The organism is Microcoleus sp. FACHB-831 (assembly GCF_014695585.1).
Taxonomy (GTDB): domain Bacteria; phylum Cyanobacteriota; class Cyanobacteriia; order Cyanobacteriales; family FACHB-T130; genus FACHB-831.
The window spans coordinates 38,445-65,004 of record NZ_JACJON010000010.1 but is presented as its reverse complement, the minus strand read 5'-3'; the positions used below and the strand labels follow the sequence as shown (position 1 = coordinate 65,004).

Below are 26,560 nucleotides of genomic sequence, written 5' to 3'. Positions count from 1 at the left end.
GAAACTAGCATATTAACCCCCAACAACCAACAACTGATATGTCGTCTTCCGCCAACCAGGTGTATCCCGTAATTTGGAACGCAGACCGAGTTTTACTAATCGACCAGAACCGTCTACCCACCGAATATACCTTTGTCGAAATTAGCTGTAGCCAGGACATGGCGCAGGCAATTAAAACCATGATAGTTCGGGGCGCACCTGCAATTGGTGTTGCTGCTGCCTACGGAATGTACCTGGGGGCGCGAGAAATTGAGACACAAGACAGGCATGAGTTTTTGACTCAGTTGGAGAAAGTTGCCCAGATGTTGCGGGAAACTCGTCCAACGGCTGTTAACTTATTTTGGGCGATCGCGCGCATGCTCAAAACCGCCTACGAGTCCCTTGGGGGAGTAGAAGAACTCAAAACAACTCTACTCAAAACCGCCCAAACTATCAACGCCGAAGACATCCAAACCTGTCAAGCAATAGGCGACAACGGTTTAAAAGTCCTACCCGCTAATCCAGCTAAACTGACTATTCTTACCCACTGTAACGCCGGGGCATTGGCAACGGCAGGCTATGGTACAGCCTTGGGTGTCGTGCGTTCCGCTTGGCGCGAAAATCGCCTAGCGCGAGTCTATGCAGATGAAACTCGCCCTCGTTTACAAGGTGCCAAACTAACCGCGTGGGAATGCGTCCAAGAAGGCATTCCAGTCACCTTGATTACTGATAGTATGGCTGCTCATTGTATGAAGCAGGGTTTGATTGATGCCGTCGTCGTTGGTGCTGATAGAATTGCCGCCAATGGTGACACCGCTAATAAAATTGGCACTTACAGCCTTGCACTTGTCGCCAAAGCTCATAACGTCCCCTTCTTCGTAGCAGCGCCCCTTTCTACAGTTGATTTTGAGTTAGCCAGTGGCAGCCAAATTCCTATAGAAGAACGCCACCCATCTGAAATATACCAAGTTGGCGACACCATCATTTGTCCAACTGGCGTAGAGTTTTACAACCCCGCTTTTGATGTCACCCCCGCCAGCTTAATTACAGCAATTATTACAGAGTATGGCGCAGTTGCTCCCGGTGAGTTAAAACAGACTCAGATCGAGCAAGTTGTTTAGAAAAGTAGGGTGGGCAGTCCCCACCCCATGCTTAACCCCTATGGTTACTGATGTTATAAAAGGATTCCTTATCCTGTTCTTTATCTTGGTTCCTATAGAAAGAATATTTGCATTACACGAACAAAAAATATTTCGTCAAGCATGGACAACTGATGCCATTTATTATTTTTTAGGCTATTTTATTGGGAGAGGAACCCAACTAGCAATTAGCGTTTTATTAATCGGACATATTTTTAAAGGCTTATTAAATACTCAACTACAAATATTAGTTGCTTCTCAACCACTTTTGTTGCAGTTTATAGAAGCAGTTTTAATATCAGATATTGGATATTATACAGCTCATAAACTAAACCATACAATTCCCTGGCTTTGGAAATTTCATGCAGTTCACCATAGTGTTGAACAGCTAGACTGGTTGGCTACCGTGCGCGTGCATCCTATAGATCAAGTATTTACAAAGATGTTTCAGGTTATCCCCCTGTACATCTTAGGATTTACTAAAGAGACATTTGCTGGATACATTATATTTAGTGCTTTTATAGCTTTTTTTATTCATGCCAATATCAAATTGAAATTTCGATGGTTTAAGTGGTTTGTTGCCACGCCAGAATTTCATCATTGGCATCATAGTATAGATAAAAAAGCCTATAATAAAAACTTCGCCGCCCAGTTACCTTTTTTAGATTTAATATTTGGAACGCTTTATATGCCTGGGGGGAAAATGCCCGATCGCTATGGTATATCCGAGCGCATTCCTTCTGGCTATATTGGGCAGATTTTACATCCATTTCGCACTCGTAAAAACATAAATTTTTAAGGGAATATAACCCTGGGAATTTTTAAATCTTAATTAACACGATAGTTTCTTGTTCCTAAGTAGAACTAGAGGCTTTGTCTCTTTGTAAAGAAGCGAGGTAGGTTCTCCCAGTCTGCGTTCCCAGGTTCTACCTGGAATGAGGGGAAATCCAAAATTGTCTAGTGACATCTGGGCAGTGCAGTTGTTATGGTGGAAAAATCAAAGTTTTCCTGGTTGGAGGGTGCTAGATAAATGCTGGCTAAGATCCGAAGTTATTTTCGTCCTTTACCTGTAATGTTGGGAATTGGCGCTTTTAGTATTGGTGTTTTAGGGACAGCTACCGTTATTACGGGTGTAGACATTGAATCGATACTTACTGGTAAATTTCCCCAACAAGTTACAGTAGCAGAATTACGTGCTGTGAAGCTGAAGCCAGTATTAATGATTGACGTGCGATCGCCTGAAGAATATGTTGAAGATCGTATTGGTAAAAGCCCGATCGTACCCATTACTGACATTGAAGCTGGCATAGGAGTTGAGCAAATCCGCGAACTTGTAAAAAAAAGCGTTAAGCCAAATCAAACACAGCCTACGCTTGTACTTTATTGCGCTAAAGGCCCGCGTTCCGTCAAAGCCTATAAATTGCTACAAGAAACAGGTTTAAAGATGGCAGTTTTATCAGGCGGAATAACAGCATGGCGAAAAGAAATACCAGCAGAGAAAGACACAGCTGTGTTATCGCCGTTTGTTGTACAGCGTACAGATTGAAACAGTTAGCGATCGCCAGTAAGCAAATATAAAATAACCAAGGTTTCTAGGCTGAATAATTATGTTAAAAAGAGAAAATAAACCAAAAAAGGTAGAAGCAAGAGCAACTCCTCAAGAGAATATCTCTCTTATCGGAAGTAAAGCGGAATTTACAACGCCTCTGCCAATAGGTGCTAATAAAAAAGGTTTATTTTGGATTGGTTTGCTAGCTATAACAGTTAGCGGGGGCGTGATTACTGCTATTTTTTTGCCTGGTTTGCTTAACGTATCCAGTAAATGCGGGCACAGGGAAGGGATAAGATTTGTTGAAGCTATGAACAAAGCGCAGCAAGCCTATTACTCAGAAAAAAAAGAACTTTCTGATTCGCTCAACAAATTAGATGGTGGCATTAAAGCACAGACGAAAACTCATACCTTAGCAATTGTTCCTAGTAACGATAAAGCTGTATTTAACTATGCAATATCCCGCAAAGATAAGCATAAAAGCTATGTTGGTGGAGTCTTTGTTGCCAATCCGGGAACTGGAAGTATCGCAACAATTGTATGCGAGGCGGCTTCCCCTACTTCTAACGAATTTGAGAACCCAACATATGAAAAGGGAATTTTAGCCTGCGGTACTGGAACGAAAGAACTTAGCAGGAGGTGACGATAATGGGTTTGATGTAAAATTATAACAAGTGCGGCTCCTGCAAAAATTGCTTTCATTAAATTAGCGCGATCGCTATTTTTCTTTTTTTCTCAGAGGGTCTACCAATGAACATGGCAATCCGAGTTCAATTATTGAAATATTTATTAAACAAACATCAGCATCGCGGCTTTACCTTAATCGAGCTTCTTGTTGTTATGCTCGTTATTGGGATACTGGCTGCTCTTGCTTTGCCAAGTTTTCTGAATTGTGCAAATACAAGCAAAAAGTCAGAATCCAAAACATATGTATACTCACTAAATAAAGGACAGCAAGCCTACTATACAGAAAAAGAAAAGTTTTCCAATTCCATCGCGGCTTTGGGCGTTGGCATTCCGCCTCGCACTGCAAACTACCAGTATTCAACCAAAAGTACAAAAACTGCTGCCTTTAATTACGGTATTGCTAAAAATAAGGGTCTCAAAAGTGATATTGGGGGCGTGTTCCTAACACCCGATAACAATATAGATTCAAAGACTGGTAACGATAATATGACAATACAGATGACAACACAGACAATTTTATGTGAGGCTAATTCTGCGGATATCAGCAAAATTAGCGTTCCAAGTTATCAAAATGGTGTGATGACCTGCGGTGATGAAACGAGGAGAATTTCACCTTAACGGATATAAAGTATCGCCAGTAGCAGGATCGAAGACAAACAACCGATCTAGGTCGAGGTGAATAGAAACGCGATCGCCTGTTCTTCCCCGCCAATTACCATCCACTTGAAAATTAACGAACGCATCTAACCCAGGCAAACTAGCACGCACTAAAGTCTCCCTCCCCAAAGGTTCTACAACCTTAACCTCAACAACCAGTTCCCCATAGTTTTCTTCCTTTTCTTCTCTGTTTTCTCTGCTCCTCTGCGGTTCGTCAATCCATATATGCTCGCCGCGAATACCTAAATCAAAACCTTGGCCCTGCCTTGGTTGTAACTTATCTTTAATAGTCGCAGGACAAGCTAAAGAGCGATCGCCTAACTGGAACATCTCCCCTGTATAAGTTACAGGTAAAATATTCATTGGCGGGCTGCCTAAGAAAGTGGCAACCATCCTATTAGCAGGACGAGCATAAATAGATTGGGGGTCGCCAATTTGTTGAATTTTTCCCCCCTTGAGTACCACAATTTTATCTGCTAGCGTCATCGCCTCAACTTGATCGTGCGTGACGTAGATAGTAGTAATTCCAACTTTCTGATGTAGTTGTTTTAATTCTGCCCGCGTATCGTCCCTAAGCTGGGCATCGAGATTAGATAGCGGTTCATCTAGTAGAAAAACTTTTGGTTGACGCGCGATCGCTCTCCCCAATGCTACCCGCTGTTGCTGTCCCCCAGATAACTGAGCGGGTTTGCGATCTAGCAAGTGGGAAATATCCAGCGATCGCGCAACAGTTTCCACCCTTTCCCTTATTTTTGTATCATCAGCTCGCCTCATCCGCAGACCAAAAGCCAGATTTTCAGCTACAGTCATATGCGGATAAAGCGCGTAATTCTGGAACACCATCGCCACATCTCGCTGACGTGCGGGAATCCCATTAACTAGAACATCCCCGATATAAAGATTGCCTGATGTTGCCGATTCTAGACCAGCAATCGTCCGCATAATTGTAGATTTACCACATCCCGATGGCCCTACCATCACCCAAAATTGCCCGTCTGGTACTTCAAAGGTAATGTTTTCGATGGCAACTACTTTGCCAAAGGTGCGCGTAATTCCTTCTAAGCGAACGTTTGCCATTGCAGTGCCAATTAGGAGTTAGGAATGATAAATTATGCAATTAATTTATCATTGAAAATTCAATTATCGCAGAGCTGGCGATCGCTCTCGCGGACTTTTGGGTTGGTCTGTAAATAATCATGCAGCCAGTTGCAACTTTGTTTGAGCAAATCATCCAAATCTAGATTCCACAAAATTACCGTACCGTCATTACTAGCCGACGCAAGCCCCTTGCCATCAGGACGCCAACTTACACTCGTGACGCGATCGCTATGCCCTTCTAACGTTTTAATCAACGTGTCGTCCAGCCGCCATAACTGCACTCGGTTATCCCAGCTAGTTGTTGCCAGAATTTGACCGTCCGGGCTGAAACTCACATGCGCCACACTATCGCTAGGCCCTTTCAGAGTTCTCAACTCATCACCCCGGCGATTCCACAGTTTCACCGTATTGTCATAACTAGCCGAAGCCAACTGCTGTCCATCGGGACTGAAGCTGACATCCAAAACCCAATTTAAATGGCCTTGGAGAGTTTTGAGTAACTTCCCCTCAGATGTCCAGAGTTTTACCGTCTTGTCATCGCTAGTAGAAGCCATCAATTGACCATCGGGGCTAAAAGTGACGCTGTTAACGCGATCGCCATGTCCCTTCAACGTCTTAATCAAACTGCCCGTCGAACTCCACATTTTAATCGTCTTGTCCCGACTGGCAGATGCTAAAAATTTCCCATCTGGTGAAAAGCTAACATCCAATACCCAATCAGCATGACCGATCAAAGTTTTAATTAACTTCCCAGTCTTACTCCACAGTTTCACCTTCTTATCCCTACTGGCAGCAGCAATCATCTTGCCATCCGGCGAAAAAGTAACGCTAAGAACCTTATCTGTATGTCCTTTTAATGTTGTTAGCAATTTGCCAGCGCGGTTCCAGAGTTTAATAGTGTTGTCTGCACTAGCAGAAGCGATAGTCTGACCATCTGGCGAGAAGCTGACATCTATAACCTCATCGCTATGCCCCGTTAAAGTTTTGCGCCCGCGCTCTTTGCGCTCCCATATCCTCACCGTTTTGTCGTAACTAGCTGAGGCAATAGTCTTACCATCCGGGCTAAATTGTACGCTGGTTACACCATCGCCGTGCCCTTGCAGAAGTTGTGGGGGCAGTGCATCTTCTTCAGAGGCGTCGCGCTGCCACAGTCTTACCGTGTTGTCTTTACTCGCCCCCGCAAGTATCTTGCCATCGGGACTAAAACTCGTTCCAAATACCCATGCCGCATGCCCGTCGAAAGTTTTGAGCAGTTTTCCAGTGCGATCCCAGAGTTTCACCCTTTTGTCATCGCTGGCTGAAGCAAGTTGTTGACTATCTGAACTGAAACTGACGTAGTTGACTTTGCCTGTATGACCGACTAGGGTTTTGAGCATTTTGCCAGTGCGATCCCACAGCTTTACTGTTTTGTCCTCACCAGCTGAGGCAATTAACTGACCATCCGGTGAAAAAGTTACCCAGGTAACGCCTCCTTGATGACTTTTTAAAGTTTTGAGTAGCTTGCCCCCAACCGTCCAAATTTTCACCGTGCCATCGGCACTAGCAGAGGCAATACTTTGACCATCTGGGCTGAAAGTAACGCTAAAAACATAACCCCCATGTCCCTGGAGCGTTTGAAGCAAAACTCCATCAGATCGCCAGATTTTCACCGTATTATCCCAACTAGCAGAGGCAATTTTCTGACCATCCGGGCTGAAACTGGCACTCGTAACGCTATCTTTATGCCCTTTGAGGGTACTTATGAGCGTGCCGTCTGTTCGCCAGAGTTTCACGGTTTTGTCGCGACTGCTTGAAGCGATTGTTTTACCATCGGGGCTAAAACAAATATGCCAGACTACATCAGCATGGCCCTCTAAGCGATTTAGCTCTTTGACGCCGTAAACCGCCTGCTCTAGTGCGGTCAGCACTTGTATCTTGGTATCTGTTTCTACCCCTGATGACTTTTGTAACAGTCGCCCCGCTCTCAATCCTTCTATTAGCGCATCAAATTCTTTATGAGAGACAAACAGGGCTTCAGAAGAAGCGCTCCGAGCGCTTAGTTGCGCGTTGTTTTCGGCGATAACAGCCCGTTTTCTTTCTGTTTCGGCTCCCAAGGCAAACGCAACGGCTGCCACTGCAAAAATGCTCATGGTAATGCCAATAGCAACGGCTCGTAGTTTTTGTTTGCGAACCCGATGCAGAGAGGCGATTAATTGCGTCTCTTGCTCTTCTTTGCTGGCTAGCTGTACTGCCATGTTCAATTGCGATCGCTGATGGTAGACCTTGCGGATTGGTTCGACCAGATAATCGTGAACGAGTTGATATCTGTTTTCTGGCTGTTCTGGCACGCGCAACACTAAGCCTGAGCCGACCAAAATATTGAAAATTAAGTCTAGGGTTACTTGTTGGCTATTGATTGTTGATTTTTCATGGTAATCGATGGCGAATAATGAGATGAACAACTCTGGCTTAGTTTTTAGGGGTCGGATGCCCCTCTCGTTGGTTAAGGAGAACAAGACTGACCATACGGCATCTTCGTTTTCTTGTCCGCAATCCCTAATAACGTCTCGCAGCGATCGCTCGACCAGTGCTGCTTTAGGATCGGCTCCGAGTTGCTGATATTGTTCGAGAGTTTTAATTTGTTCTGCTTGCAGTTGAGCGCCTACTACCTGTAACTCAACCAGGCGAACCGATCCCCGCTCTCTTGCTAGATCTCGCACGAATGCGTCTATCAGCTCCGGTTCCAGAGGCGGAGAACTGACTGGTCTGTTCTGGCATTGGGTTAAGCTGAGTATTACTGATTTGGCGTCTTCTGGGGAAAGATCTTCTAAGCAGTAGCGAATATCTTTATCGAGGATATTGTTGTTTATGACATCCAGATTGCTATGGCGATCGCACTCCAACAAGTAATGCAAGAAATCTGTACGCAGCGATAAAATAACTTTCACAAAAGGAAGATTTAGACACTGCGCTAAAAAATCATAAAACTGCTGCCGTGCCTCAGTTCCAGCGCCTACAAAGAAAAACTCTTCAAACTGGTCGAAAATCAGCACCGTTAGCAAGTTTTGCCCTGCATTTTGCTCGATCTGTTTGACAATAACTTGGGCGTCTGAAGGCTGGTATTGACGGAGGTCGCCGGACGAGAAACTCCTTAGTTCTCCTCTGGCTTCTGCCAAACGCTTGCCCAATTCTGCTAACCAATCTGTGTAAACTTGCAGCACTACGGGCAATGTTTGTCTTGCGCCCAGGATGCTAACCTTTAGTTGCGGTACTAACCCGGCATTAATCAGGGAACTTTTGCCCACGCCGGAAGCACCGTGAATTATTGTTAGTTTATGGTCGTTGCGGCTGATGCGTTCGATCAAGCGATTGACATCTTGCTGACGACCTGCGGCAGCAATTTGGGCGCTTGCTGCTCCCAATCCAGCCGGGTGGGGTTGTAATGGAGCAGCACCCAAAAAGGGAGAAAACCCATACTGCTGCCCGATTGACCTTTGCTCTTGCTTGAGTTGAAACGCCGACCAAAATTGGCCCATCTCGAAGTAGAGCGATCGCAGTTCTTCCAAAATATCAATATAAAGCTGCGGGCTTACTCCTGGTTTAAACCCCAGTCCCTGGTTAATTTTTTGCGGCTCAGTTTCGTCTCGCGCCAGTTCTAGGTAATGAACCGCTGCTTCTAGCTGTCCTACCTGCCGCAGAGATGAACCCACAATTAATAGATATAACCCCCGTTGCTGGCTTCGTGCAGTCGGGGATTGAGCCAAATGTTCCAAAGCGAGTTCAGCTAATCGACCAGCTTCTACAGAGTTTTGCCGCGATCGCGCAACGAACGCTAAAAAGCCGTAAGCCTGAGCCAGCAGCACGGGACTATTATAAGTTTCTGCCTGTGTCAGCGACCGATAAGCCAAAGCTTGCAAATCTTCCCACGCTTCCCCACGCCGCAGCACCTCACCCAAATGACTGTAAATTTCAGCCGCTAAGTCTGGGCGATCTTGCCGTTCAAACGTTTCTAAAGATTGCTGGAAATACCCCCTGGCTTGCTCCCAGTGATTTTCGCTCTGTGTTGGTTCCATACTAGCCTTACGGGAATAACACAGCCCGATGTGAAATAGTACTATCCCCGCGATCGCTGCTGGGGAATTGGTAGTAGGGGTTAGAGATGAAGGGCTGGTAGCCTCATGCTGGGGGCTGCGAAAGACGACGGACGACGGACAAGTGACAAGAGACTCAAGCCCATTCCCAATCTGCAAGGACTGCCGATAATGTTCTAAGGCATCGTCCAACTGGTCGGTGGCATAGGCATCTCGACCCAGTATAAATTCCCAGGTAGCTTGTAGTATGGGTTCTAAACTGATGCCCCGAGATGCCAAATCTCTTTGCGCCGACTCAAGTTCCCCGCGTCGGCGGCAACCCGGTGCTAGATCGAGAGCATGATTGGGCAGAAACTCCCCAACTCCGCTTTGCAAAATAGTAGTAAACAGCTCCAAAGCCGTTTGACGCCACACAGCAATTAACTCGTCATTGTCCAGTTCAAACTTAATAGAGGTAGCTGCCCAACTTTTGAAGTCGGGAGCAAACCGCGTTAGCTTTTGTAGCACTTCATCTGTCACCCACAACACTAAGGGGAAGGTCAAGTTTTTGCGAAACTCGTCCCGTACCTGGTTTGTAGAAATTAGCACCTGGTCAATTGCTGTTACTGACTCTAAGCCGAATACCATTTGTGGTGTCGGCTCAGATGCCAAAGCTTTGAGTATGGTGGTGTACAAGGTCTTGATAGACGAAGGCAGGAATAGCTGGCTCAGGCGGACGCAGCAGATTTCTTGCAGTCGCTGCTGTTGAAGCTGCTGCAAGGCTGCATAGTTACAGCGCACCAAAATTAGTGCAAATTGCCCGACTGAGAGAGTAATTGCCCTTGATAAAGTTTTCAAGGAGCGATCGTTGGACGCGGCTACTTCTTCGGGTTGGGCTAACTCCGTCATTATTAGCTGTTAGCTGTTAGCTGTTCGATCTTACCTGTTAGATATTAGCTAATTGCTAATTGCTAAACGCTACAAAAACATTTTGACCAAATGCTAAACACTGCTAAGGATTTAAGTTTCCAGAGCATTAGCATTCCTAGCCGCTTTTTGAGGCTAGGAGCAGGTTTCAAAACTCTTATAGCGATCGCTATCTACTGTGGGGAGAACGATCGCTCTCCTCAATCCTTTTGTTAGCTTTTAAAGCCAGGATTTAAGCAGCGTTCGCCCTTATTTTCCCCTTAAGTACGTTTCTAAATCATCTTCAATTCGAGATATATTTCTTTTACCACACTTATGTTATTCCTAACAGCCTCCATGCACTAGAACCGTTCATATCACAACATAATATGATCTGGATCACATCTTTATAGTGATATGAAGTCGCCTTAATTACTCCTCTTATCTAAGTCTACTCCGTGTTGGTTCCGCCTGCTTCGTTACATTCTTAAAAAGCTATGGGAAGGAGTGGCAAAAAGCTTAAATGGGTACTAGGGAATAGAGAATAGCGAACCTCCCACTATCCTCTATTCCTGACTCAATCCAGCCAATATCAGCTATTAACTAATAGCTAATAGCGGGCAGGCGCAATTGGTTTCCCAACTACCAAAGACTGAAATTTTTCGGTTTCTGCAAGAGCTGGGTTGATACCGAACCATCGGCCTTTATCATCGCGATATTCAAAAACAAACATACTTCGTAATAGGGTTTGGTATTCTTTGTCCCCTTTCACAAGCTGCTGTTGCACGACCTGGAATAATAACTCCCATTCAGCCTCATCAATCCCTAAAACCAGATCGTCGCGGTAGCCTTTAATTACGCTCTCCAAACAGCTGCGAGAGAAGGGTGGATCTTCCTGTTGCAGGCAGTTAAACAGCAACCCCAGCAAATTCCGCACGTGACCGCCACTAATGCGGCACAAGCGATCCAGGGTTTCTATACTGTCAAAAAGCTCTGGCAGCAACCCCAGCCTCTCTGTCGCCTCCACATCTGGAAAAGCTCTTGTTAGCACAAGCTGTCGCAGCAGAGCCATTCCCTCTGGATAGTCACCCCCATGACGCAGTTGAATCGGCACCATTGGCAACACTTTGGGAGCCACACCACCCCCTAAGCGATTCTTGAGGGCTTCGTATTCGTTTGAAAAATTTAACGCCAGCGGGAGAGTGTAGACTAGGTGGCAGTTCAGACGGCGCAACTGTTCGCCCCGGTCGATAAATAGGTACTCGGGGAGAGTACGCCCAGAACCAGACATCGGTCGAGCATCAACGCGATCCAGGTTATCTATAATCACTACAAGACCTTTTTGACCGCGTAACTTCAGTTGCTCGCGTGCTTTTGCCAATATTTCTTCATTAATGGCTTTTAACACGCCTTCGGTTCGAGGTTCTAATATTTGACGAAGATGATCCCGTAGTTTGGGGCTTTCTTTTGTTTTGGCAGTAATTTTGCCGATACCAACCGACAACTGAGCTTCGCCCGAAAGCTCGATGGGTGTCTGCAAAAAATCCTTGACTTCTTTGAATAAGTTGTTGAAGTAGGTGGGTTTGAGGATAATTCCTATGGCTTCCAAGCTTTCACTCACCGACTTGGCGATCGCGAGCAAAATGTCGCTGATATCGACATCAGCCATATCTAAGTCTTGACTTGACTCAAAATAAACCACATGAAACTTCTCTTGCTCCAACTGGGCTTTTAGCCGCTGAAGTTCTGTGGATTTGCCACAGCCAATATGTCCTGTAAATAGCTGACAGGTAGGCTCATCGGGTGAAATGCGAACTATAGTTCGCCCTAAAGCCTCGATAATTTTGCCACCTCGCACGTCAGAAAAATCGATATAGTACTGACGATCCTCTGGATTACCGAAAATTAGGGTTTTACTGGGGTTACACGCTTTGAAAAAGGAAGGTAGATGCAGTTTCATTGATCCCTCAATAGATTTGAGTCTGGTTGTTCCCAGGTGGCCAGTTTCTCCCAGTCCTGATACTGGGAGAAACTGCTCTTCGCGCTATGGGCGCGAAAGACTGTTGCAAATTTTACATTAGCGATCGCTATATTAGCTGTCTGGCCTATTGCTTAAATTTCTCCTAGCTTAAAGGCAAGCTGAACATCCTTATTGTGCGGTGAACCCACAAACCTTGCCCTTAAAGAGGGGTGTCAATCCCCCACAGGAAACTGACAACATCTGGCATAATTACTCAGTCTGGTACCACTATTAATATCAGATATTGCCCTAACCCCAATCCGCGCAGGCTGCTTGCCTCGAAATGCAAAAGTACGCTAGCTAGGGAAGTGCTTGCATTCGTGCAACATTGCAAATTAAAGATAAATCAAGCATACGTGGGCACAGAAGGTACTTTAGGCTTTAAACTCTAGAATTTAGACTAGCGGCTAGAACATATGGGGCAGCATTACCCTCCCGATGGGTGAGGATTGAGGATGAATGAAAGAAACAACACTTAGGGAAAAACTAATAATTCCACACAAACCGGAAAGCAAATTAATACTTCCACTTGTCCGATGTAGGAGTACCCTTAAGACAGGTTTTGATTTCGGAAATAGCTGGCTATGAGCAGACAGGCGAGTTATTAACACAGGTTTTGTGCAGTTTTATTAGGTTTTTCTACAAGTACAACTGCCATTCATAACTTTACAGTCACATAATTGACTTTTTTAGGATGACAAGCTTTGCATCAGTCTCTCAAGCAGAATTGACGAGTCGGCGTCAAAAGTTGCGTCGCCAGCGCCAGATTAAATCTTTTCAGGCGGTTTGGCGAAGTTTAGCTCTTACGGGGTTAGCAGGTAGCGTAGTCTGGGTGACAACTTTACCCGGCTGGGTGATCCGCAAACCAGAGCAAATTGCCATTGAGGGCAATAAGTTTTTAGGAGCATCAGCCATTAGGTCGATGCTTACCCTCTCTTATCCACAGTCTTTATGGCGGATGCAACCGCAAGAAATTGCTGAATTGCTGGAGTCTCAAGCTCCGATTGCCCATGCTACAGTTACCCGCCAACTCGTACCTCCGAGCTTGACAATACAAGTGAAAGAGCGACAGCCAGTGGCGATCGCTCAGCCCCAAAGTATGCCCAACCCTAAAACTTCATCTCGTTCCTCGCAAGTGGGACTATTAGATCGCCAGGGTGTATGGATGCCAATACATAGCTACACCGCTCTAAATAGTTCTATGGCATTGCCGAAACTAAAAGTTATTGGCTTGAGCGAACTATATCGCCCCTATTGGCCTGAACTTTATCAGGCGGTGAGCCACAGTCCCATCAAAGTTTTAGAGATTGATTGCCAAGATCCAGCCAATTTAATTCTCAAAACCGAGCTGGGAAAGGTACATTTTGGTGCTTACAGTTCACGATTTGCTTATCAACTCACCGTTCTCGATAGAATGCGAGAATTGCCAACCCATCTAAAAGCCAGCCAAATTGCGTATATCGACCTTAAAAACCCAGAGTTCCCTTCAATTCAAATGACAAAAGCCAATGATACAGTAGAACGGCGCAATCCTTAAAATCATGCAAGGAGTACTATGAAGATTACATTAAATCATTTAAAATCCCTAGTACCTAGCCCTTTGGCTGATTACCTCTTCAAGAACATTAACGTCGCGATCGCGCTCATTGGTTTTTCGATCAACTTACCCTATAGTTGACTCATATCGCTACCTAAAATTGAAAAGTTGTTTATTGACCCTTCCCTATTGCAATGACGCTCAATAGTAAACTAGGGCTTGCCCATCAAAGTTCCCAAACCGCAACATATGCGGGTAATTCACTTGCAGTGGATAACTCAAATCCCTTTAGTAACTCAGGGTTACATTTAAACCAAGCTCAAGATACCAAGGGAACGCCCAGGGAAGAATCCAGGAGTGACAACATCGTGCCAGGTAGCGTTGCCAGAATTAAAGTCATTGGCGTCGGCGGGGGTGGGGGCAATGCCGTTAACCGCATGATCGCCAGCGACGTGAGTGGGGTTGAATTTTGGACTGTCAACACCGATGCCCAAGCGCTAGCCCAGTCAGCTGCCCCCAAACGCTTGCAAATGGGTCAAAAGTTGACTAGGGGACTCGGTGCGGGTGGCAATCCTGCTATTGGCCAGAAAGCTGCTGAAGAATCCCGCGACGAGATCGCGGCTGCCCTGGAAACTTCAGATTTGGTGTTCATTACCGCTGGGATGGGCGGCGGGACTGGAACGGGCGCAGCACCAATTGTTGCGGAAGTGGCTAAAGAAATGGGAGCGTTGACAGTAGGCGTCGTTACCCGCCCTTTCATGTTTGAAGGACGGAGACGCACTAACCAAGCAGATGAAGGCATTGCCGCTTTACAAAGTCGTGTGGATACGCTGATTATTATCCCTAACGATAAGCTGCTGTCTGTAATTTCAGAAACCACGCCAGTTCAAGAAGCGTTTCGGTTTGCCGATGACATCCTGCGTCAGGGTGTTCAAGGCATTTCTGATATCATCACTATCCCAGGCTTGGTAAATGTGGATTTTGCCGATGTCAGAGCAGTGATGGCAGATGCTGGTTCGGCTTTGATGGGAATTGGTGTTGGCTCTGGGAAATCGAGAGCCAGAGAAGCAGCTGTAGCTGCTATTTCCTCTCCTCTATTAGAATCTTCTATTGAAGGAGCTAGAGGGGTTGTATTTAACATTACTGGTGGCAGCGACCTCACCCTGCACGAAGTCAATGCCGCTGCGGAAACAATATATGAAGTCGTCGATCCCAACGCCAATATTATTTTTGGAGCCGTGATTGATGACAGGATGCAAGGCGAGGTGAGAATCACTGTTATTGCTACTGGCTTTACAGGTGAAGTTCAAGCTACGCCAGCAGCACGAGTAGCTCCGCCTCCCAAGCGACCAACAACGCCACTGCCTCCTCCTCCTCAATCTACAACACCAACACCGCAACCGACTTTTGACCCAAATGAAAGACCGGGGTTGGATATTCCTGAGTTTCTGCGCGGACGACGTACCCCTCGTAGAGAATAGTAGGTGGTTTTCCTTAAGTAAGGTCGCACTCAAAAGCTATTAGTAACCCAAGGGTACTATTAAGTTTGCCTCCGCTTTTATCAGCAGCTGGCTGTTTCTATCATTGCTAAAGTTTGTTGAATCTGGGTGTTAACTTGATAGATTTGTTCGATGGGCGCTAAGGAACTATCTTTTGTGCGGTTCTTGACGGATGTAGCGATCGCCTGCGCTAATTCAGTAACATCCTCTATTCCTATAATCCAAACGTTCGCATAGTCTCTGACAACACTGCCCCGAATGCCTAATTGTATAGCACGTCTCTCCAAACGTCTCAGCCATATATCCCGATCCGGGTCCCATTGATACCGCACTAGAGAACTATCGAGCGCTTTACGCCACTCTTCTTCTGTAGGGAATATGCTCGGTTCAAATGAAGTAGATATTCCCGCAGAAAGTATTCTCTGAAAACCCTCATGGCTGAGTTTGATTTTGAGAATGCGCTCTTGTCTGTGTTGAGTTGCGTACTTAGATCTGTATAGCATCCAGCCGAAGGAAGGCTTTATCTATGTCATCCGCCCCATGTTGAAGCCTTTTCCGAACCTTCCCAGACGAATCGCTTCATCAGCTATCGAGTGTTTGAAGGCTTGGTAGACAAAAATACCTTCGGCGTCATAACTCGCAAAAATTTGGCGCGACATATTTATTACATTTGTAGCACAAAAATAAAAAGTAAAAATCTTCAAGCCTTTGTAGACTTATGGAAATTGATAGCTAATGTCTCCCCATACTCGCTGATAATCTAAGAGCTTGGCAAATTTATAAGTTCCCAATTGTTTATTTAAATAGCCAAATTTTCCTCACGCTCAAATCGGGCTAAATGCATAATTTTTTAGCATTTGTCGGCTAGAGGCGATCGCGCGCAAAACTACGCACAGCAAATTTGCCAAACTGGTAAATTTGGTAAATATTAAGAATCTCTACCTACTTCTGTTACTTGGCCAATGCATCGACAAAGCTATGACAGTAAAATCCCCATCAAGCGTACCCGTTGCTTTGACCATTGCAGGTTCCGATAGCGGCGGTGGTGCTGGTATTCAAGCCGATTTACGGACATTCGCCTTTCACTGCGTTCACGGAACCAACGCTATCACCTGTATCACTGCTCAGAATACTCTAGGAGTGACGCGGGTTGACGCCCTACCGCCAGAAGCAGTTATCGCTCAAATCGAGGCTGTAGTTAGCGATATTGGCGTTGCAGCTACTAAAACTGGGATGTTGCTCAACCGAGAGATTATTGACGCCGTAGCAGAGGGGGTAGAAGCTTTAGGTCTAAAAAATTTGGTGGTTGACCCGGTAATGGTATCGCGCACGGGTGCAGTATTGATTGATGATGACGCCATAGCCTCTTTGCGGAACAGGCTGATCCCAAAAGCAAATATTGTGACGCCTAACAAGTACGAGGCGCAGCTCTTGGCGGGGTTGCAGATTAATAATCTAGATGATATGAGAGCCGCTGCCCAATGTATATATGAACTAGGGGCGAAAGCCGTCTTAGTAAAGGGAGGGGGAATGGAGGGAAGCTTGCGGGGTGTCGATATCTGGTTTGATGGAAATCGGCTGGAAACCTTAAAAACGGATACTGTGGATACCAACAACACTCACGGAACGGGTTGTACGCTTGCAGCCGCGATCGCTGCTAATCTAGCTTTGGGTAAAAACCCCCTCGATGCTGTCCTACACGCAAAAGATTACGTCACAACAGCGCTGAGGTACGCTTTACACATTGGCCAAGGCCAAGGGCCAGTGGGGCACTTTTTTCCCCTGTTGCAATTCCCACGCAACTAATGTTTATGCAGACAATTTCGAGGTAAATTAAAAAGCAAATTTATTGAATAATTGCTCCCATATCCCCTGAATTTCCACTATTCTTGCCTAACATAACAAAGCGCGAAACCCATGACATACAATCCCAGCATCAAACCACCCATGCGAAATGTCACCCCTCCCACACAGACCCCGCAGACACCCAACGCCTACTGCCCCTCTGTACCCATTTCGGTTTACCGAGAACTGGCAGCAGAGTTGCAGGCAGCACAGGCAATGTTGGACTCGCTGAACGCTCAAAATCAGCAGTTAAGTAAACAAAATCAACACCTGCGACAAGAATTTGACCGCGTTATTCAGTCGGCAATGCAAGCGCAGCAAGTCGTCGCTTCCTGGCAGCCAGTTGGTCGAAGCGAAGCAGCCCCAGTTGTGCCGGAATTTCGACCCGAACCTACACCCTCCGCAAATGTGCGTCGTACCCCACCCCCACCGGTACCCAGCCCAGCAGCTGAAGTCCTTCCGCCTCCAGTACCTGCGTATCCCGTTGAAGCTGAGAAGGGCACGCCTGTTGTTGAAAAATTGTTTACAGAACAGGAACAAGGACGGTATCGCCGCCCTACTCCGCCAGAACGTGCAGGGGATATTAGTGGCTTGTGGTTAGTTGCAGCCATCTTTCTAATTGTGGCGACGGCATTTGGAACTGGCTTTTTGATTGTGCGCCCACTTTTAAATGGTGGTCGTTAGAACCACCTTTGGGTTGAACCCTAACAGTTCACCCTCGGCTCATCAAAGCAGGTGCATTGGCAACAGAAGCCGCTAATGTATTAAAAGTTACGAAAACTAGCTTTTGACGGTGCTAGAAAGTGTCATGCTGGTTTGGAAACAGATAGATAAAACAAGACAGTGAGGAGCTAAGAGATTGAAAAAGGTAGAAGCAATTATCCGGCCCTTTAAACTAGACGAAGTGAAAATCGCCTTAGTGAATGCTGGCATTGTGGGGATGACAGTTTCTGAAGTCCGCGGATTCGGGCGCCAAAAAGGTCAGACTGAACGCTATCGCGGTTCTGAGTACACCGTTGAGTTTTTGCAAAAACTTAAGGTAGAAATTGTTGTTGAGGACAACCAAGTTGATATGGTGGTTGAAAAAGTTATCGCCGCAGCCCGGACTGGAGAAATTGGGGACGGCAAAATTTTCATCAGTCCTATCGATCAGGTGGTGCGAATTCGGACAGGCGAAAAGGATCTCGAAGCTGTATAACAAATTTTAGGAGTTTTGAGTTTTGAGCGGAGCAGGAGTTGCTCCGCCTCCGGTTTGGAGTTTTGGGTGAAATCGGTAATAGTATACTCATTACTCATCACCGGAAAACCTTAATGGTGCGGAAATAACTGCCCGCCTTATTAGTCATCCTTCCTAACTTTGTAGTTTTGAGTTTTGAGTGAAATCGGTAATAGTATACTCATTACTCATCAATGAAAAATCTTAATTGTGCGGAAATCGTGCCCGCCTCATAACTCGTTATTCCTAACTTTCTTTAGCTGGGGAATTATCGCTTTGATAGCCATCCCGCGATGACTTAGCGATCGCTTCATTTGTGCTGTCATTTCGGCAAATGTCTTTTGCCCCGCAGGAACGTAAAAAATAGGATCGTAGCCGAATCCACCGCTACCGCGAGGAGCGTGAATGATTTCCCCCTGACATTTACCCTCAGCTTGTGCAGCAATTGAACCATCAGGACGCGCTAGAGCGATCGCGCATACAAACTGCGCTTGTCTGTTCAATTCGTTGCCCAATTCAAACAGCAACCTTTCGATTCGCTCCTTGTCAGTTTTACCGTAACGAGCTGAATAGACGCCAGGAGCGCCATCCAAGGCATCCACTTCCAAACCAGAATCATCCGCGATCGCCCATTCTCCAGTTGCGATCGCCACTTGAGATGCCTTTAAACAAGCATTTTCGCTAAAAGTCTCGCCCGTTTCTTCTATTTCCAGTTCATCTGGTTTTAGGGTTAACTCCCAGTCCAATCCAGTTAAATACTCCTGCATTTCTCGCAGTTTACCTGGATTTCCTGTTGCTACGACTAGCAATGTCATTAGTACTTTTTAGTTGTGAGTTTTTAGTTAGCAGTAGTAGTGTATTTTCCTGCTTGCGATCGCAGGAATGACATTACTATTAATTACCTAGAAATTGGTAGTTTTGGATTTTACTTGGTATTAAATTAACAATGTAAAATCTAAAATCTGTTTGCCCATTCATTCGCCCAGTTTAACGTTTGATGCACTTGCTTCAGGGTAGGTGCTTCGCAGTAAAGTCGTAAAACTGGTTCCGTGCCGCTAAAACGAATCATCAGCCAGCTATTATCTTCTAAGCGGAACTTATAGCCGTCAATAGTCAAGCAATCTATTACGCCACGTCCGTTGATTTCTGTCAATGGCTGATTTTGCAATTGTTCGAGCAAGCGCGATCGCACTTCCATCCCACTTAGGTGCAAGTCAATCCGGTCATAAGCTGAATTAAATCCAGTTTGATCCTGCAACCGTCGATATGAATCGCTTAAATCCATAGCAGATTGAACGATAGCCTCTAGCACGTAAAGTGCTGATAAAAGTCCGTCCCGTTCTGGAATGTGATTTCCGTAGCCAATGCCTCCTGATTCCTCACCACCCAGCATGACCGACTTTGTTTCTAACATTCTGTCAGCGATGTACTTATAGCCAACTGGCGTCTCAAATACAGGTAGGTTGTAAGCGGTTGCGAGGTGAAGCATTAGATCGGAACCGCTGATAGTTTTGACAACTTCGCCACTAAATTTTCGGCGAGTTGCTAAGTGTTCGATTAATATCGGGATCAAAATTTGGGAACTGAGGAAATTGCCTTGTCCATCGACAGCAGCAATGCGATCGCTATCGCCGTCAAAAACAAATCCAACTGACAACTTAGCGTCACTGGTACGTCGATGAGTCCGCATTACCCGGAACAGTTGGGAAAGGTAACGGGGTAGGGGTTCCGGCGCACCGCCGCCAAATAAAGGGTCGCGATCGCTATTAATTTCCTGGATAGGAACTCCCAACAATTGACCTAGACCCCCCGCAGCAGCGCCATGCATCACATCGGCAAAGACGGTAAGTTTTCCCCCAGTTACGGCATCCCGAATCTGGGCTATATCAACTTTCGCCTGTAGCGCTTCGCAATAACTTGGCCAAGGGTCGAATTGCTTTATACTTCCAGGCGTTGTCGCCAGCGTCGGTTCTTGGCTCAGCAATGCCTCAATTTGCGAAGTGACTTCAGGGCCAACAGAGCCACCAAACGCACCCTTTACTTTTAGCCCTAAATACCCTCCAGGATTATGACTTGCAGTAATCACCAAAGCACCCAAGGCACGCTGTTCATAAGCGGCCCAACTGAAGGCGGGTGTAGGCGCATAGCTTTGACTCAGACAAACATCAAACCCAGCAGCGCAAACGACATCAGCCGTCTTGCGGGCAAACTCTTCCGCCATGAAGCGGCGGTCATAACCGACAATTATTGTGCGGTTTGCCGCCGTGCCACCATAGACATCTGCCAGGACTTGAGCCGCCAATGGTGCAACCACAGCCAGACGGTCGAAGGTGAAATCAGCGGCAATAAGACCTCGCCAGCCATCTGTACCAAACTTAATCGGGAGAGAAGCAAGCGACATAAAAGAAGGGGGTGGGTGGAATTGGGGATTTGAGAGTGGAAATTGGTGATTTTAGGTTTAGTGCAAACGAAAAATCTAAAATCGTTTCCAATTTATTTGGGAGGATACGGGAGGATTTTAACATCACCCGTGCCTAGTGTATTAAGTAGAAAAGTCACATAGCTATTTCAGTTCAGTCTGAGTTAGTGAGCCTGAGTTCTCAGGTGGTGGCGAGTCATCTGGTAGATTTGCCAAGAGCGATCGCAGCTTCATGCGGTCAATGTAGGGCCAGCCTCCCTCTTCTTCAATATCTTTTAAGAGAGCATAAAGATCCTGTCGGTTATCGGGTAAAGATGTTTGAAACAAGCCACAGCAGATCTCCCGATGCAGCCGCTCCAAAGTTCGCAGCAAGGCCAACAGCGCTAAGGTATTGTTTTGCTGCGTGTGGGCTACAGCCAGTACAGACGAGGCGATCGCTTGCAATTCTGGCTGTAGCTGCCCTAGCTCCAAATCTGTGTCGCGGTTCATGCAATCCATTTTGATTATTGAGTTTCAATTAAATTTACCCGACTCTGGTCAACAAGGTCAGCGGAAAGGCGACTCTAACCATGTAAAATGCTCTCTAGAGATTGACCGAAGCATTCGGTGTCATTATCAAAAACTTGGCTCAGTCTGCCAGCCGTCAATGGGGGTTTAGCCCTCATTTAGCGATAGCTTGCCTGACAATATAACATGGGCGTCTTGTTCGCCTGAGAATCTCCCCGCCCTCGACATTTATCGAGGACAGCAGCAGTTAACGCTGCCTGGGTAGAGTCAGCTTCAAGATAACCCCAGCAGTGAATTTGAGATGAGATATTGAGGATTGAGGTTGACCATGAGGTATCGCGCTTTAATTGTTGCATTCTTGGCCTTGTGCTTGGGGGTGCTAACCGCTTGTAGTGATGGACCCGCAAATGCCACCAGTGCCCCACTCAGCTACGACCAGATCAAAGGCACCGGACTAGCTAATAACTGCCCATCCCTATCAGAAACGACACGGGGTTCCATACCCCTAGATTCCAATCAGTCCTATACCCTGAAGGACGTGTGCTTTCAGCCGACCACCTTCTTTGTTAAAGAAGAATCGGTTAATAAACGGCAAGCGCCAACATTTGTTCAGGGCAAGTTGTTGACACGTTATACTTCCACCCTGGACCAGATCAGCGGTACTGTCGAAATCGACAATAAAAAGAGCCTGATCTTTACTGAAAAAGATGGTTTGGACTTCCAAGCCATCACCGTCCAGCTCCCTGGTGGCGAACGAGTACCTTTTATGTTCACAATCAAAGGTCTTGTTGCCAAAAGCCAGGCTGGTATGGACAGTCTCAACACTTCTACCGACTTTGAAGGAGATTTCTACGTCCCATCCTACCGGGGCGCTGTTTTCCTCGATCCTAAAGGTCGTGGTGTCGCCAGTGGCTATGACAATGCTGTAGCACTCCCCGCCGAAGCCGATAGCGAAGAGCTATCGCGTGCCAACATCAAGCGTGCTGAAACTCTAAAGGGTAAGATTTCCCTACAAGTCGCCAAGGTAGATAGTAGCACCGGGGAAATTGCAGGTACATTTGAGAGCGAACAGCCCTCAGATACCGACTTGGGCGCTGACGAGCCAGAAGAAGTCAAGATTCGGGGTATTTTCTACGGACGGCTTGAACCAGCACAAGGTTAAGCAGTCTGAATCAGACTAACTTATGCATACACGCCTAATTCATTAAGAATGCTGGCGTAAAGAAGAGGGGCTTGTTGCCCCTTTTTTTTATGATATTTTGCCTTTGCCAAACTCAAGACCCCCCCCACAAACCCTTTTAGTACCTCGATTGCCCCGTTTGGTTGTACAAGGCTAGGTTAGGTCATTTTCCTTGTTGCTGACTACCTTTAGCCTGTTTTCAGTATTAATTTAGTTATCGAAACACTAGGTTGACCTAGTGGAATTGCTGTTGTGGTAGACGTAGATAAATTATAGACTTATGGGAGAAAAAGGCCAAAATCCCCACAAAGGAAACAAACCTCATAGATCTTCCTCCTAAACCAGGGTGAGGATAAGACTACTTCCTGTAAATCTTTATCTTTATTTATCCCACCTAGAGATAAAGCACAGTCTTAAGCCTATAGCACTCGTTGCTCTCCTAACTGAACTTAGCTATGTCTACCAACGTCTCCAACCAACTGAAGCATGAAAGCTGGCAACTATTGCGAGAATATCAGCAATCGCCTTCGGCAGATGTCCGTAATCGTTTGGTACAAATTAACTTCGGATTGGTTAGAAAAGAAGCGCATCACTGGGTCAACCAATGTACCGAAAGCTACGAAGACTTGCTGCAAGTTGGCTCTATCGGCTTAATTAGAGCAATTGAACGTTTCGAGATAACGAAGGGAACTGCATTTAGTTCCTTCGCCATTCCTTACATTAGGGGTGAAATTCAGCATTATCTACGCGATAAGAGCTGCTCTGTCCGCATTCCTCGTCAATGGCAGACCCTACAACGACAAGCTGTGGAATTTACTCACGATTTACGGTTGCAATTCAACCGCAACCCGACCGATGCAGAGCTAGCTAAGGCTCTAGATATTTCCGAATCGCAATGGCAGGAAATTAAACTAGCTTATCAAAATCGTGAGCCTCTAAGCTTAGACGTGCCAGTAAGTGAGGGAGAGGAAGGCACCACTTCGTTAAGCGAAATCGTACCAGATAACCGTTATCGTAGTTTCCAGTTAGCCCAAGAAGATCAAATTCGCCTGCAACAGGCTCTAGTGCAGCTAGAACAGCGAACCAGAGAAATTTTAGAGTATGTTTTTCTACACGACCTAACACAAAAGGAAGTTGCACAGCAGTTAGATATCAGTGTCGTCACAGTCTCGCGTCGCGTCAAAAAAGGGCTGGAATCCCTCAAGCAGCTAATGGTAGGCGCTGAAAATTAAATGGCAAGAGGGAATATTCGGTAAATTCACCCAAGAGAAGCAAACTATAAAAGTCAGTAAATTTTCGGATTTGGAAGCGCTAGGCTTTAAAGACTAAAATTATCATATATACCCTAACATCTGGCCGAAATCAGGATGTTATTGCAAAGGGTAAGTCTGCGGCGTAATTAGGTCAAACCTTGGGTGAATGGTTATGCGAAAAATTTCATTAATTGGGTTTGTGGGAATGCTGGCTATCTTGCTGGGAAGCTGTTCGGGCGAGGAGTCTCCTCCATCACCAACTGCCGCTACGCCGTCTCCTACGCCGGTCGCCTCCCCAGCAGCAACACCAACCACAGCTACTAAAATTCAGCCTTCTTTTAACACACCAGTGGTTGCTAGGCAACCAGGGACTGAAGTACCGATTAATGGGTTGATTCAATCAACTAACAGCGATCAGCGTAGCGTAGGAATTCAAAAAGGGCGCAAAGACCCCTTTGCTGTAATTCCCGTGCAGCCGATTTTGACCGTTGAACCAACGGATACACCTCCAGCTGGAAGCCCCAGCGCAGGGCCAGGCCCGGTTACAACTCCGAGAAGAGTGCCGCCCGTGCCGAGGATACCACAGCAGCCTAAAGTTAATAGGCAAACCACAGGCAAGACATCGGCGCAAACTAGGAAGAACATATCGTCTCCATCTTCGCGGACGCCAAAAGCTGGCGTTCCAAGTCGCTCTCGTCCTAGCACAACAAGTCAGCCCACTATTGCTAGAAGATCGGGCACATCAAATCCGCGTGTTATTGCTAGAAGACCCGGCACGTCAAATCCGCGTGTTATTGCTAGAAGACCCGGCACGTCAAATCCGCGTGTTATTGCTAGAAGACCCGGCACATTAAATCCGCGTGTTATTGCCAAAGCCCCAAACAACGCTAAAAAATCGCCCTCGAAAACTACCATCGCTGCTCGTCCAATTACACCACCTCCTATTTCGCCACCTTCGTTGGCAGCAGGCCCCCAAATATTTAGGCCAGAACTGCCACAGCTACCAGACCCAGCTCTGGCTCGTGGCGTCGAAGTTTCAGGGGTGATTCAAGTGGGTAATGTAGCGCAGGCTATTGTGAAAGCACCGAATGAAACAACAAGCCGATATGTCTCACCGGGAGAGCGGTTATCAAATGGTCAGGTGCTAGTCAAGCGGATTGAAATGACTGATGCTTCCAGCCCTGTAGTAATTCTCGAACAATACGGCGTTGAGGTAGCAAAACGGGTAGGGGAAAAAGTAGCGCCCACAGATCCAACTCAACCGGGTGCGCCCACTGCTGCTCTTCCCCCAGCGCAAGGGTGACATCAACAGTTGCTTGAAGCGTAAAATGTACCCATGTAGCTAAAGAAGGAGCTTATTGGGTGCAAATTTGTATAACTGGAGAAAAGCAGCGATCGCATATTTGCTCTCCTGGATTGCCACTAGCCATATATCGCGAAGTGGCAGCCCATTTGCGGCAAGTCCAAGGCATGGAAGTCGGTCTGATTCAAACGCGATCGCAACAGTTTGATTACAACGAAAGCCAAGTAGGTGGCTTGTGGCTCGATTATTCTAAAGCTGCTGACGCTAAATCTAGAAACCGCGTAAATCAGATTTTGGCCTATTACGGCGATCGCTATCAACCTTGGCAGGATTGCGAAGAAATTGCTGATACCATGATTTTCGATAATGGACTAGAATCTAAAATCTAAAATCTAAAATCTAAAATCTAAAGTAAGACAATGGGCACCATCCAAGCTTTACGAGGAACGCGGGACATTCTGCCCTCTGAAGTCGGTTATTGGCAACGGGTAGAATCAGTAGCACGCGAAATTCTCGGCAAAGCCGCCTATCAGGAAATTCGCACCCCGATTTTTGAGCAGACGGATTTGTACGAACGGGGCATTGGCGAAGCCACAGACGTAGTGGGAAAGGAAATGTATACCTTCAAGGATAGGGGCGATCGCTCCATTACCCTGCGTCCTGAAGGTACTGCTGGAGTAGCGCGATCGGTCATTGAACAGAATCTCATTGCAGCAGGCGGCGTCCAGCGTCTTTGGTATACTGGCCCAATGTTCCGCTACGAGCGTCCCGGAGCAGGGCGACAGCGACAATTTCACCAACTTGGGGTAGAAGTTATAGGCAGTGGCGCTGCACGGGCGGATGCAGAAGTAATAGCGATCGCTACGGATATCCTGCAAACCCTCGGTCTTAGAAATCTGCAACTCAATATCAATTCTTTGGGAAAGCAGCAGGATAGACAGCTTTATCGGCAAGCTTTGGTAGATTACCTTACACCCTATAAAGACGAGTTAGACAAAGACTCACAAGATCGTCTGACTCGCAACCCAATGCGGATTTTGGATAGTAAGGATAAACGCACTCAGGAAATTGCCGGGGATGCTCCCAGTATTTTGGACTATCTCGGAGACGACTCTAAACGGCACTTTGAACAAGTAAAACAGCTATTGAGCGATTTGGGGATTGGCTATAAAATTAATCCCCGCTTGGTGCGCGGTTTGGACTACTATACCCACACAGCTTTTGAAATTATCTCCGATGCCGATAACTTGGGTTCCCAGGGTACTGTTTGCGGTGGCGGACGCTACGATGGGCTTGTGGCAGAATTGGGTGGCTCGGATACCCCCGCTGTCGGGTGGGCTATTGGCCTAGAGCGTTTAATTATATTGCTGCAACAGACAGCAAATGCACCGACATCCGAATTAGATTTTTATCTAGTGTCGAGGGGCGATCGCGCTGAGTCTCTTGCCCTAGTTTTAGCTCAAAAGTTGCGAGGGGCTGGGTTTAGCGTGGAATTAGACTTGAGTGGCAGTGCGTTTAAGAAGCAATTTTCACGGGCAGATAAAAGTGGAGCGATCGCTTGCTTGATTTTGGGAGATGAAGAGGCAGCAAGTCAAACAGTCAAGCTGAAGTGGATGGCGACAAAAGAACAAGAAGCGCTCGCGATCGCTGACCTATTGGATAAAACTGTGGAAATGCGACAGCAGATAGATAGTAGGCGCTAGGAGTTATTGGGGAT

The 26,560-nt window shown here is 46.4% G+C and carries 22 protein-coding genes and 1 pseudogene; 16 read left to right on the top strand and 7 right to left on the bottom strand.

Going from position 1 to position 26,560, the window contains the following annotated elements; all coding sequences use genetic code 11:
- The first annotated feature begins 38 nt into the window (after nucleotides 1-38).
- The 5 genes from mtnA (at nucleotide 39) to H6F77_RS00990 (ending at nucleotide 3,972) form a co-directional block, all read left to right on the top strand.
- Nucleotides 39-1,100, top strand: coding sequence for an S-methyl-5-thioribose-1-phosphate isomerase (gene mtnA, locus H6F77_RS01010; protein ID WP_190484461.1), 1,062 nt, complete (start codon nucleotides 39-41; stop codon nucleotides 1,098-1,100).
- Nucleotides 1,101-1,140: 40 nt separating this feature from the next.
- Nucleotides 1,141-1,917, top strand: a complete 777-nt coding sequence (locus H6F77_RS01005; RefSeq protein ID WP_190484459.1) for a sterol desaturase family protein — start codon at nucleotides 1,141-1,143, stop codon at nucleotides 1,915-1,917.
- A 231-nt stretch (nucleotides 1,918-2,148) separates the two neighbouring features.
- Nucleotides 2,149-2,664: a rhodanese-like domain-containing protein gene (locus tag H6F77_RS01000; protein ID WP_190484456.1), complete on the top strand. Its 516-nt coding sequence runs from the start codon at nucleotides 2,149-2,151 to the stop codon at nucleotides 2,662-2,664.
- A gap of 61 nt (nucleotides 2,665-2,725) precedes the next feature.
- Entirely contained in the window at nucleotides 2,726-3,310 is a 585-nt protein-coding gene (locus tag H6F77_RS00995) for a type IV pilin-like G/H family protein (protein WP_190484453.1), read from the top strand.
- Between the two features lie 107 nt (nucleotides 3,311-3,417).
- Nucleotides 3,418-3,972: a type IV pilin-like G/H family protein gene (locus H6F77_RS00990; RefSeq protein WP_190484451.1), complete on the top strand. Its 555-nt coding sequence runs from the start codon at nucleotides 3,418-3,420 to the stop codon at nucleotides 3,970-3,972.
- On the opposite strand, the gene H6F77_RS00985 is transcribed toward H6F77_RS00990, so the two are convergent.
- Entirely contained in the window at nucleotides 3,964-5,088 is a 1,125-nt protein-coding gene (locus H6F77_RS00985) for an ABC transporter ATP-binding protein (RefSeq protein ID WP_190484448.1), read from the bottom strand. The genes H6F77_RS00990 and H6F77_RS00985 overlap by 9 nt on opposite strands.
- Nucleotides 5,089-5,147: 59 nt before the next feature.
- Nucleotides 5,148-10,067 carry a WD40 domain-containing protein gene (locus H6F77_RS00980; protein WP_190484445.1) on the bottom strand — a complete coding sequence of 1,640 codons (4,920 nt, stop codon included), beginning with the start codon at nucleotides 10,065-10,067 and terminating at the stop codon, nucleotides 5,148-5,150.
- A gap of 90 nt (nucleotides 10,068-10,157) precedes the next feature.
- Here H6F77_RS00980 and H6F77_RS00975 point away from each other — a divergent pair, with 90 nt between their 5' ends.
- Complete coding sequence (locus H6F77_RS00975) at nucleotides 10,158-10,301, top strand: hypothetical protein (protein ID WP_190484442.1); 144 nt, start codon at nucleotides 10,158-10,160, stop codon at nucleotides 10,299-10,301.
- 373 nt (nucleotides 10,302-10,674) lie between these two features.
- On the opposite strand, the gene H6F77_RS00970 is transcribed toward H6F77_RS00975, so the two are convergent.
- On the bottom strand, nucleotides 10,675-12,024 hold the full coding sequence (locus H6F77_RS00970; RefSeq protein WP_190484439.1) for a P-loop NTPase fold protein: 1,350 nt from the start codon (nucleotides 12,022-12,024) through the stop codon (nucleotides 10,675-10,677).
- Nucleotides 12,025-12,778: 754 nt separating this feature from the next.
- On the opposite strand from H6F77_RS00970, the gene H6F77_RS00965 reads away from it, so the two are divergent.
- On the top strand, nucleotides 12,779-13,621 hold the full coding sequence (locus H6F77_RS00965; RefSeq protein WP_190484436.1) for a cell division protein FtsQ/DivIB: 843 nt from the start codon (nucleotides 12,779-12,781) through the stop codon (nucleotides 13,619-13,621).
- A gap of 194 nt (nucleotides 13,622-13,815) precedes the next feature.
- Complete coding sequence (gene ftsZ, locus H6F77_RS00960) at nucleotides 13,816-15,102, top strand: cell division protein FtsZ (protein ID WP_190484432.1); 1,287 nt, start codon at nucleotides 13,816-13,818, stop codon at nucleotides 15,100-15,102.
- 80 nt (nucleotides 15,103-15,182) lie between these two features.
- Here ftsZ and H6F77_RS00955 read toward each other — a convergent pair.
- Nucleotides 15,183-15,779 (bottom strand): annotated as a pseudogene (locus tag H6F77_RS00955) (DUF4291 domain-containing protein).
- Nucleotides 15,780-16,098: 319 nt separating this feature from the next.
- Between H6F77_RS00955 and thiD the strand changes: the two are divergent.
- From thiD to H6F77_RS00940, 3 genes are all read left to right on the top strand, one after another.
- Complete coding sequence (gene thiD / locus H6F77_RS00950; protein ID WP_190484430.1) at nucleotides 16,099-16,926, top strand: bifunctional hydroxymethylpyrimidine kinase/phosphomethylpyrimidine kinase; 828 nt, start codon at nucleotides 16,099-16,101, stop codon at nucleotides 16,924-16,926.
- Between the two features lie 111 nt (nucleotides 16,927-17,037).
- Nucleotides 17,038-17,649, top strand: a complete 612-nt coding sequence (locus H6F77_RS00945; protein WP_242021809.1) for a hypothetical protein — start codon at nucleotides 17,038-17,040, stop codon at nucleotides 17,647-17,649.
- 175 nt (nucleotides 17,650-17,824) lie between these two features.
- Entirely contained in the window at nucleotides 17,825-18,163 is a 339-nt protein-coding gene (locus H6F77_RS00940) for a P-II family nitrogen regulator (protein WP_190484426.1), read from the top strand.
- A 248-nt stretch (nucleotides 18,164-18,411) separates the two neighbouring features.
- Here H6F77_RS00940 and rdgB read toward each other — a convergent pair whose 3' ends face one another.
- From rdgB to H6F77_RS00925, 3 genes are all read right to left on the bottom strand, one after another.
- Nucleotides 18,412-18,996, bottom strand: a complete 585-nt coding sequence (rdgB, locus tag H6F77_RS00935; RefSeq protein WP_190484422.1) for an RdgB/HAM1 family non-canonical purine NTP pyrophosphatase — start codon at nucleotides 18,994-18,996, stop codon at nucleotides 18,412-18,414.
- Nucleotides 18,997-19,136: 140 nt separating this feature from the next.
- Entirely contained in the window at nucleotides 19,137-20,582 is a 1,446-nt protein-coding gene (locus H6F77_RS00930) for a phosphoglucomutase/phosphomannomutase family protein (protein WP_190484419.1), read from the bottom strand.
- 162 nt (nucleotides 20,583-20,744) lie between these two features.
- A complete protein-coding gene (locus H6F77_RS00925; protein WP_309228781.1) occupies nucleotides 20,745-21,098 on the bottom strand; it encodes a hypothetical protein in 354 nt (117 codons plus the stop codon).
- A 337-nt stretch (nucleotides 21,099-21,435) separates the two neighbouring features.
- Between H6F77_RS00925 and H6F77_RS00920 the strand changes: the two genes are divergently transcribed.
- The 5 genes from H6F77_RS00920 (at nucleotide 21,436) to hisS (ending at nucleotide 26,546) form a co-directional block, all read left to right on the top strand.
- Entirely contained in the window at nucleotides 21,436-22,269 is an 834-nt protein-coding gene (locus tag H6F77_RS00920; RefSeq protein ID WP_190484413.1) for a photosystem II manganese-stabilizing polypeptide, read from the top strand.
- Between the two features lie 473 nt (nucleotides 22,270-22,742).
- Nucleotides 22,743-23,519: an RNA polymerase sigma factor SigF gene (locus H6F77_RS00915; protein WP_190484410.1), complete on the top strand. Its 777-nt coding sequence runs from the start codon at nucleotides 22,743-22,745 to the stop codon at nucleotides 23,517-23,519.
- Nucleotides 23,520-23,712: 193 nt separating this feature from the next.
- Complete coding sequence (locus H6F77_RS00910) at nucleotides 23,713-24,843, top strand: hypothetical protein (protein ID WP_190484407.1); 1,131 nt, start codon at nucleotides 23,713-23,715, stop codon at nucleotides 24,841-24,843.
- Nucleotides 24,844-24,902: 59 nt separating this feature from the next.
- Nucleotides 24,903-25,232 (top strand): hypothetical protein, encoded by a 330-nt coding sequence (locus H6F77_RS00905; protein WP_309228780.1) that lies wholly within the window; start codon nucleotides 24,903-24,905, stop codon nucleotides 25,230-25,232.
- A gap of 30 nt (nucleotides 25,233-25,262) precedes the next feature.
- On the top strand, nucleotides 25,263-26,546 hold the full coding sequence (hisS, locus tag H6F77_RS00900; protein WP_190484405.1) for a histidine--tRNA ligase: 1,284 nt from the start codon (nucleotides 25,263-25,265) through the stop codon (nucleotides 26,544-26,546).
- Nucleotides 26,547-26,560 lie beyond the last annotated feature (14 nt).